Below are 8,517 nucleotides of genomic sequence, written 5' to 3' on the forward strand. Positions count from 1 at the left end.
AACTGCACGTCGGCGCAGGAGTAGAAGGCGTTGCCGGTGTCGGCGATGGTCCACACGCCGACGATGAGCTGCTTGCCGGTGTGCCCGGTCGGGATCGTGCCCTGGTGCACGACGGTGGCGGGCGGCTGGGCGCCGTTGTAGGGCACGGTCAGGAACGGGGTGGTGTCGATCTCGGACCGGGTCAGCGGCTTCGTGGGGTCGTAGCTGCTGTTGGTCAGGTAGTACGAGAAGTCGGTCGTGGAGTGCTGGGCGGTGAGCTTCCAGGTGAAGGTGTAGCTCTGGCCGCCGGTGACCTGGGTGGCGGGCCAGCCGCCGCCGCGCGGGTCGTCGAGCTGGGCGAAGCGGGAGTTGCCGCCGCTGCAGATGCTGCCGTCGGCGGGGCCGGCGGCGGGGAAGCCCTTGGGGCCCTCGACGCTCTGCGGTTCGTACTGGATGTCGCCGCAGTTGGTGACGGTGCCGGCGGCGCACAGGGCGGCGCGGCTGGGCGGGGTGCTGATGTAGCCGTGGCTGCTGGCGCTGCCGGTGCTCAGCGCGAAGGCGGACGCGACGCCGACGCCGACGACCGCGGTGGCGATCTTCTTGCGCATGGAGGACTCCTGAGGTGGGGGGCGGTCCAGGTCAGGTCTAGACCAAGCCGCACGCTAATCATGTCAACTGAGCATGTCCACATCAAAAACCGGCCAACTCGCCGATCGATTCCCGCCCAAGACCCGACAAACCGCGGCCGCCCGCCCCGCGAGGCAGCCGCACCGCGACCGGCGGCCACGATCTGACGGGGTGTCAGCCTGCTAGCCGGGTCGCGATGTCCGCGAGGTGGCGCCCCTGGTACTCGGCCGCGTCCAGGGTCGCCTTGTCCGGCCCCTGCCCGCCGCCGCTGGCCCAGCTGGTGCCGTACGGGTTGCCCCCGGCCGGGAAGAGCACCGGGTCGGTGTAGCCGGGCGGCACGATCACGCAGCCCCAGTGGTAGAAGACGTTGTTCAGGGACAGCAGCGTGGACTCCAGGCCGCCGTGCGGGTTCATCGCCGAAGTGAAGCTGGTGGCGGGCTTGTTGTGGAAGACGCCCGCCTGCCACTGCGCGCCGGTCAGGTCGATGAACTGCTTGAGCTGGGAGGTGACGTTGCCGAAGCGGGTCGGGGTGCCGAAGGCGTAGGCGGTGGCCCACTCCAGGTCTTCGAGGGTCGCCTCGGGCACCGTGTCCTTGGTGGCGTCCACGTGGGCGCGCCAGGCCGGGTTGGCGTCGATGGCCGCGTCGGGGGCGAGTTCGGGGACCCGGCGCAGGCGCACCTCCGCGTCCCGGCGCTCGGCGCCCTTGGCCACGGCCTGGGCGAGTTGGTGGACGTTCCCGGTGGCGCTGTAGTAGATGACGGCAACTCGGACGGACACGCGCACATCTCCCGCTCGCTCGACAGTCTCTTCGGTGGTGCGTCAAACGGCCCGCGGGCGGCGCGCATCGCCGCACCCGCGCGGCCCCACGCCCCAACTCTCCGCGCCCGCCCCGCCCCCGGCCGCGACCGTCGGCCCGCGCCGCCCGTGGTTCACCCGGACGGACGCGACGCGTGGGCACGGGGGCACGGGGACACGGGGGCACGGGGAGCGGGGGGCGGGGGCACGGGTCCGCACGGGACGCGGGCGCAGCACCCGGAACACGGCCCGCTCCCGCACCCGCCCAGCGCACGAACACCCCGCACCCCAGGAGGCAGTGACACACCGCCGCATCACTTCCGCAACATTCGGCCCCCATGCTGGTCGTGATCAACAAGCGCCCTCCCGCGTACGCGGAGGTTCCGGACACCGGTCGGATCGGCGCTTCAGTCGGCGTGGGGCGGGGTAGATCCCTGACGCATCGACTGTCGTGCACCTGACATACGAGACATGGGTTCACCGGTCCTGGGGCGCTGCCGCACAAGTGGGGAGGGCGATGACACGCATGCGCGTGATCCGACGTACCAGAGGTGCCGCGGTCGCGGTGGCGCTGGCGATGGCCGCGGTGGCGTGCACCGGCGGGGGCGGGGGCGGCGGGGGCACGATCTCCGACGGGCAGCACGCGACCGCGAGCAAGCGCCCGGTGAAGAAGGGCGGCACCATCACCGTCGCCGCCGTGGCGGCCACGCCCGACTTCATCTTCCCGCTGGCCCCGGCGACCAACTCCAACGGGTACAACGCCAACCTCACCGAGGCCCTGTGGCCGTATCTGGTGTACGCCGGCGACGGGGCAGCGTCGCAGGTGAACAAGGACAAGAGCCTGTTCTCCGCGCTGGAGTACTCGAACGGCGACAAGCGGGTGACGATCCACCTCAAGGACTGGAAGTGGTCGGACGGCAAGCCGATCACCAGCCGGGACTTCACGTTCGTGTACAACCTGCTCAAGGCCGACGCGAAGAACTGGCAGGCCCACCAGCCCGGGCTCTTCCCCGACGACGTCTCCAAGGTGACCACGCCCGACGCCCACACCGTGGTGCTCGATCTCACCCGGTCCTACAACCCGGACTTCTACACCGACGACGTGCTCAGCACCATCCCGCTGCTGCCCCAGCACGCGTGGGACAAGACCTCCGCCACCGGGGCGGTCGGCGACCACGACACGACCACCGCGGGCGCCCAGGCCGTCTACTCCTACCTCCAGAAGGAAGGGGCGAAGATCGGCACCTTCGCCACCAACCCGCTGTGGCAGGTGGTCGACGGTCCCTGGAAGCTCAAGGAATTCCGCAGCAACGGCTACTACAGCTACGTACCCAACCCGGCCTACTCCGGCACCTCCAAGCCCTCGGTCGACAAGCTCGTCATGCAGCCCTTCACCACCGACACCCCGGAGCTGAACGCGCTGCGCTCCGGCGGCTCCCTCGACGTGGCCGGGCTGCCGCTCAACGACGTCAAGCAGGCCCAGGCGCTGCGCTCCAGCGGCTACTCGATCGCCAGCGTGCCCATCCCCGGTGTCGCGGGCATCCTGCCCAACCTCTACAACGCCAAAGTCGGCACGGTGCTGCGGCAGTTGTACGTCCGCCAGGCGCTCCAGTACCTGATCAACGGCCCGCAGATCGTCTCGAAGGTCTACAACGGCTACGCCGACCCGGGCAGCGGGCCGGTCCCGGTGAAGGCCACCAGCACCTGGGCGACACCGCTGGAGAAGTCCGGCGGACCGTACCCGTACTCGCCCACCAAGGCCAAGGCCCTGCTCAAGGCGCACGGTTGGAAGGTGGTGCCCGGCGGCACCAGCACCTGCCAGAACCCCGGCACCGGCGCCGGCCAGTGCGGCGCGGGCATCAAGGCCGGCCAGCCGCTCACCTTCCAGCTGCTCTACTCCTCCGGCCGCGCCACCACCGACGAGCAGAACGCCGCCGTCAAGTCCTCCGAGGCGCAGGCGGGCATCACCCTTAACCTCAAGGCCGAGCCGTTCAACACGCTGATCGGCACCATCGGCACCTGCACCGCCGCCTCCCACCCGTCCTCGACGTGCGGCTGGCAGCTGGCCGACTTCGGCTACGAGCCCTACTCGCTCTACCCCAACGGCACCGGCTTCTTCGACACCGGCGGCTCCGGCAACTACGGCGGCTACTCCGACCCCACCATGGACAAGCTGATCAAGGCCACGGAGTACGGCTCGTCGAAGGCGGCGTTCTCCACCTACGAGGACTACGCCGCCCGCCAACTCCCCTGGCTGTGGGTGCCGTTGCGCAGCAGCCTGCTGGTGTACCGGAGCAAGCTCCAAGGTGTCGTGCCGCTCAACCCGTTCTCCGGGACGATCGACTACGAGGACTGGGCCTACACCTCATGACGGGCACACGGTGACGGCCTACCTGCTGCGCCGGACCGGGCAGGCGGTCGTGGTGGTGATCGGCGTGATGGTGGTGACCTTCGCGCTGATCCACCTCGAGCCGGGCAGCGCGGCCCGCGCCAGCCTCGGCATGCGGGCCAACTCCGAGCGGATCGCGGTCTTCAACGCCGCCAACGGCCTCGACAAGCCGCTGGCCGTGCAGTTCCTGACCTTCGTCAAGCAGGCGGCGCAGGGCAACTTCGGCACGTCCTACTCGATGCACCAGCCGGTGTCCACGCTGATCGCGCAGCGGCTGCCGCGCGACGCGGTGCTGCTCGGGCTGTCCACGGTGCTGGCGCTGGCGGTCGCGCTGCCGATGGGCATCTACCAGGCCCTGCGGCGCGACCGGGCGGTGGACCACGCGCTGACGGTGGTGTCGTTCGTGCTGTACTCGATGCCGGACTTCTTCTTCGCGCTGCTGCTGGTCGCGCTCTTCTCGGTGCAGCTGCACCTGCTGCCCTCCCAGGCGCCGCAGGCGGAGTCGGTCGGCGGCATCCTGTCCGACCCGCGCGGGCTGGTGCTGCCGGTGGTGACGCTCTGCCTGGTCACGGTGGCGGGTTTCAGCCGCTACATGCGCTCCTCGGCGATCAGCACCCTCGCGCAGGACTACGTCCTGGTGGCCCGCGCGAAGGGGCTGCCCGAGGGGCTGGTGCTGCGCCGGCACGTGCTGCGCAACTCACTGCTGCCGATCATCACCCTGCTCGGGCTGGCGGCCCCGGCCATCGTCACCGGTGCGGTGATCGCCGAGTCGGTCTTCAACTACCCGGGGATGGGGCTGATGTTCTACCAGGCGGCCACCGGCAAGGACTATCCGGTGCTGCTCGCCTCGACGCTCGTGGTCGGCGTCGCCACCGTCGTCGCCAGCCTGCTCGCCGACATCGCCTACAGCCTCCTCGACCCGCGGATACGCTATGACCACCCATGACACCGGGCCCGCTGGCATCGGGCCCGCCCCGGCGCCCGCGCCGGAAGCCGGCGCCCTCGCCGTCCGGCGCGGCTCCGGCCGCCTGTCGGCCGCCGCCTTCCTGCGCGACCCGCGCGCCCTGATCGGGCTCGGCGTGGTGGCGGTGGTCGCCGCCTTCTGCTTCCTCGGGCCGCTGCTCTACCGGACCGACCAGGTCACCGTCCACCTCGACCTCGCCGAACTGCCGCCCGGCGGCGGGCACCCGCTCGGCACCGACGCCTCCGGCTACGACGTCCTGGGACGCCTCATGGCCGGCGGCCGCTCCTCGCTCGAACTCGGCTTCGCGGTCGCGCTGGCCACCACCTTCATCGGCACCCTGTACGGCGCGTTCGCCGGGTACTTCGGGGGGTTCGTGGACGCGGTGATGATGCGGGCGGTCGACACCTTCCTCGCCCTGCCCGGGCTGGTGCTGCTGCTCATCGTGGTCAGCATGTTCACCCCGTCGCTGGGGCTGATCATCGTGGTGCTGTCGCTGCTGTCCTGGCTGGGCTCGGCGCGGCTGGTGCGCGGCGAGGTACTGACCCTGCGCACCCGGGAGTTCGTGCAGGCGGCGCGGATGATGGGCGGCACCGGGCGGCGGATCGTCGTGCGCCACCTGGTGCCGAACGCGGCCGGGGTGATCATCGTCAGCGCCACCTTCACCGTCGCCGACTCGATCCTCACCCTGTCCACGCTGAGCTTCCTCGGCCTCGGCCTGCCGCCGCCGCACGCCGACTGGGGCACCATGCTCACCGGCGGCCTCGACTACCTCTACGACGGCTACTGGTGGCTGGTGTACCCGCCCGCGGTGGTCCTGATCATCACCGTGGTCGCCTTCAACCTGATCGGCGACGCGGTCCACGACGCGCTGGACGTCCGGCAGCACCGCTCCTGACCGCACCGCACCGCTCCCCCGCCGCCGCCGGCGACGAATCGAGGAACACCATGGCCGCCCTGCTCCAGGTCCGGAACCTGACCACCCGCATCCGCACCAGCCGCGGTGTCGTACGGGCGGTGGAGGACGTCTCCTTCGACCTCGCGGAAGGCGAGACGCTGGGCCTGGTCGGCGAGTCCGGCAGCGGCAAGTCCATGACCGGGCTGTCGCTGATGGGGCTGCTGCCGCCCGGCGGCCGCATCGAGGACGGCTCCTCGGTGCGGCTTTCGGGCCGCGAACTGGTCGGGCTGCCGGCCCGGGAGCTGCGCGCGGTGCGCGGCAACGAGATCGCGATGGTCTTCCAGGACCCGATGACCTCGCTCGACCCCACCAAGACCATCGGCCACCAAGTCGCCGAGCCGGTCCTGCTGCACCGCGGCGGCACCCGCGCCGAGGCCGCCGACCGCGCCGCGGAGGTCCTCGGCCTGGTCGGGCTGCCGCACCCGCGCGAACGGCTCGGCGACTACCCGCACCAGCTGTCGGGCGGGCTGCGCCAGCGCGTGCTGATCGCGATGGCGCTGGCCAACGAGCCGCGCGTGCTCATCGCCGACGAGCCCACCACCGCGCTCGACGTCACCATCCAGGCGCAGATCCTCACCCTGCTCGCCGACCTGCGGGCCCGGCTGGGCATGGCGATGATCCTCATCACCCACGACATGGGGGTCACCGCCGGGCACGCCGACCGGGTCAACGTGATGTACGCCGGGCGGATCGCCGAGAGCACCGGCACGGACCGGCTCTTCCACGGCATGCGCCACCCCTACACCCAGAGCCTGCTGGCCTCGGTGCCGCGGCTGGACCAGGACCCGGCCCGGCAGCTGCCGACCATCCCGGGCCTGCCGCCGGACCTGACCGGCCCGTCGACCGGCTGCGCGTTCGCCGACCGCTGCGCGCATGCCACCGACCGCTGCCGCACCGAGCAGCCCGCGCTCACCGGGCCGCCCGAGCACCGCTTCGCCTGCTGGCACCCGGTGGACGGGCCGCGCCCGCAAGGCGACCTGCCCGCCGTACCGCGCCCGGCGGCCCGTCCGAAGAGCGTGCCCGCCGAACCGAAGAGCGCGGCCGCCGAACCGAAGAGCGCTGCGGCCGGGCCGAAGAGCGCACCCGAGGCCGTGGACGCCCCGGACTCCCCCGCCCGGCCGCTGCTCGAAGCACGCGGCCTGGTACGTCAGTTCGCGGTGGGCGGGGCGCACCTGCCCGGGCGCGGCCGGCGGGTCGTGCACGCCGTCTCCGATGTCTCCTTCACCCTCGGCCACGGCGAGACCTTCGGCCTGGTCGGCGAGTCCGGCTGCGGCAAGACCACGCTCGGCCGCCTGCTGGTCGGCCTGGACCGGCCCGACGCCGGCACCGTCACCCTGGAGGGCACCGACCTCGGGGCGTTGCGCGGCCGGGAGCTGCGGCGCCGCCGGCAGGACCTCCAGATGGTCTTCCAGGACCCCTTCTCCTCGCTCGACCCGAGGATGCGGGTCGGCAGCATCCTGCGCGAGCCGCTGCGCATCCAGGGCATCGGCACCGCACGCGAGCAGCGCGCGCGGGTCGCGGAACTCCTCGCCGAGGTCGGGCTGCCCGCCCGCGGGCTCGACCTGTTCCCGCACGAGTTCTCCGGCGGCCAGCGCCAACGCGTCGGCCTGGCCCGGGCGCTGGCGCTCAGCCCCCGGCTGGTCGTCGCCGACGAGCCGGTCTCCGCGCTCGACGTGTCCGTCCGCGCGCAGGTGCTCAACCTGATGAAGCGGCTCCAGGCGTCGCACGGCCTGTCGTACGTGGTGATCTCGCACGACCTCGCGGTGGTGCGCTACCTCGCCGACCGGATCGGGGTGATGTATCTCGGCCGGCTGGTCGAGGTCGGCAGCGCCGACGACATCCACCTGCGCGCCGCCCACCCCTACACCGCGGGCCTGCTGAGCGCCGTGCCGGTGCCGGACCCGGCGGCCGAGCGGGCCAAGCACGGCACCGGCGTCAGCGGAGAGCTGCCGAGCCCCGCCGCGCCGCCGTCCGGCTGCCGATTCCGCACCCGCTGCCCGCTGGCCACCGACCGATGCGCCGAGCAGGAGCCCGCCCCGCGCTCCTTCGGCCCCGGCCACACCGCGGCCTGCCACCATCCGCTGCGCGAGCCCGTGCCCGCCGAGCCGCTGCCCGCCTCGGCCTGAGCTCCTGCCGGACCCCCCGGCTCGTCACGGCTCCAGGCCGGCCGCCCGCCCGGACGGGGGCTGCTCGCGGTCCAGCCGCAGTGCCGCCTCGACCAGCTCGACCGTGTCCAGGGCGGGCAGCCGCGCCATCGGCACCCACGCGGCGCGGTCGGTGGAGCCGTCGGCCTCGTCGCGCAGCTCACCGCCGACCACATGGACCCGGTAGACGATCCGCAGCCCCTGGAAGGCGTCCACCACACCGGAGTCCAGGACCCGGCTGCCGCGGAAGGAGTCGATGCCCAGCAGCCGGTCGACGGCGACCTGGTAGCCCGTCTCCTCCTCGACCTCGCGCACGACCGCGTCGTAGGGGTCCTCGCCGGGTTCGAGCCCGCCGCCCGGCATCGTCCACGCCGCCGGCTTGTCCTCGTACGGCCGCAGGTGCGACAGCAGGAGCAGGCCGTCGCGCACGCACACCCCGTACGCCGCCACCCGCAGCCGGTGCCGTACCTCCACCGGCGGCGCGCCGCCCGCCGGTTCCCGGCCGCCGCCGTCCGCCGCCGTTCCGGCCTCCGCTGGTCCTGTCGCCGTCATCGCCCGTCCTCCGCCCGCGAGTTGTGCCGCCACCGCGTCAAAGGGGTGATCGTCGCACAGCTTCGGGCGGCGGCGCCCGCGGGTTATCACGGGTCGGGCACCGGGGACGCGC

7 protein-coding genes are annotated in these 8,517 nt (G+C 72.5%); 4 read left to right on the top strand and 3 right to left on the bottom strand.

The genetic code is table 11. The annotated features are described in order from the left end of the window. Together AC3EVP_RS36525 and wrbA are read right to left on the bottom strand one after the other, a co-directional pair. A partial coding sequence (locus AC3EVP_RS36525) for a lytic polysaccharide monooxygenase auxiliary activity family 9 protein (protein WP_435138004.1) occupies positions 1-587 on the bottom strand: 587 nt, incomplete at its 3' end. 193 nt (positions 588-780) lie between these two features. Further along, complete coding sequence (gene wrbA / locus AC3EVP_RS36530) at positions 781-1,383, bottom strand: NAD(P)H:quinone oxidoreductase (RefSeq protein ID WP_335982482.1); 603 nt, start codon at positions 1,381-1,383, stop codon at positions 781-783. A gap of 535 nt (positions 1,384-1,918) precedes the next feature. On the opposite strand from wrbA, the gene AC3EVP_RS36535 reads away from it, so the two are divergent. The 4 genes from AC3EVP_RS36535 to AC3EVP_RS36550 are packed head-to-tail and all read left to right on the top strand — an operon-like array spanning position 1,919 to position 7,835. After that, the gene (locus AC3EVP_RS36535) at positions 1,919-3,772 is read left to right on the top strand and encodes an ABC transporter substrate-binding protein (protein WP_435138007.1); all 1,854 of its coding nucleotides are present in this window, start codon (positions 1,919-1,921) and stop codon (positions 3,770-3,772) included. 10 nt (positions 3,773-3,782) lie between these two features. Continuing rightward, the gene (locus AC3EVP_RS36540) at positions 3,783-4,736 is read left to right on the top strand and encodes an ABC transporter permease (RefSeq protein WP_435138010.1); all 954 of its coding nucleotides are present in this window, start codon (positions 3,783-3,785) and stop codon (positions 4,734-4,736) included. Further along, positions 4,723-5,649 carry an ABC transporter permease gene (locus AC3EVP_RS36545; protein ID WP_335982488.1) on the top strand — a complete coding sequence of 309 codons (927 nt, stop codon included), beginning with the start codon at positions 4,723-4,725 and terminating at the stop codon, positions 5,647-5,649. Before AC3EVP_RS36540 ends, AC3EVP_RS36545 begins: the two co-directional genes overlap by 14 nt. Before the next feature lie 50 nt (positions 5,650-5,699). Then, a complete protein-coding gene (locus tag AC3EVP_RS36550; RefSeq protein ID WP_435138014.1) occupies positions 5,700-7,835 on the top strand; it encodes a dipeptide ABC transporter ATP-binding protein in 2,136 nt (711 codons plus the stop codon). Between the two features lie 24 nt (positions 7,836-7,859). Here the strand turns inward: AC3EVP_RS36550 and AC3EVP_RS36555 are convergent, their stop codons facing one another. Beyond that, a complete protein-coding gene (locus AC3EVP_RS36555; protein ID WP_335982492.1) occupies positions 7,860-8,405 on the bottom strand; it encodes an NUDIX hydrolase in 546 nt (181 codons plus the stop codon). Between the last annotated feature and the right edge of the window lie 112 nt (positions 8,406-8,517).

The sequence above is a fragment of the Actinacidiphila sp. bgisy144 genome (assembly GCF_057708105.1).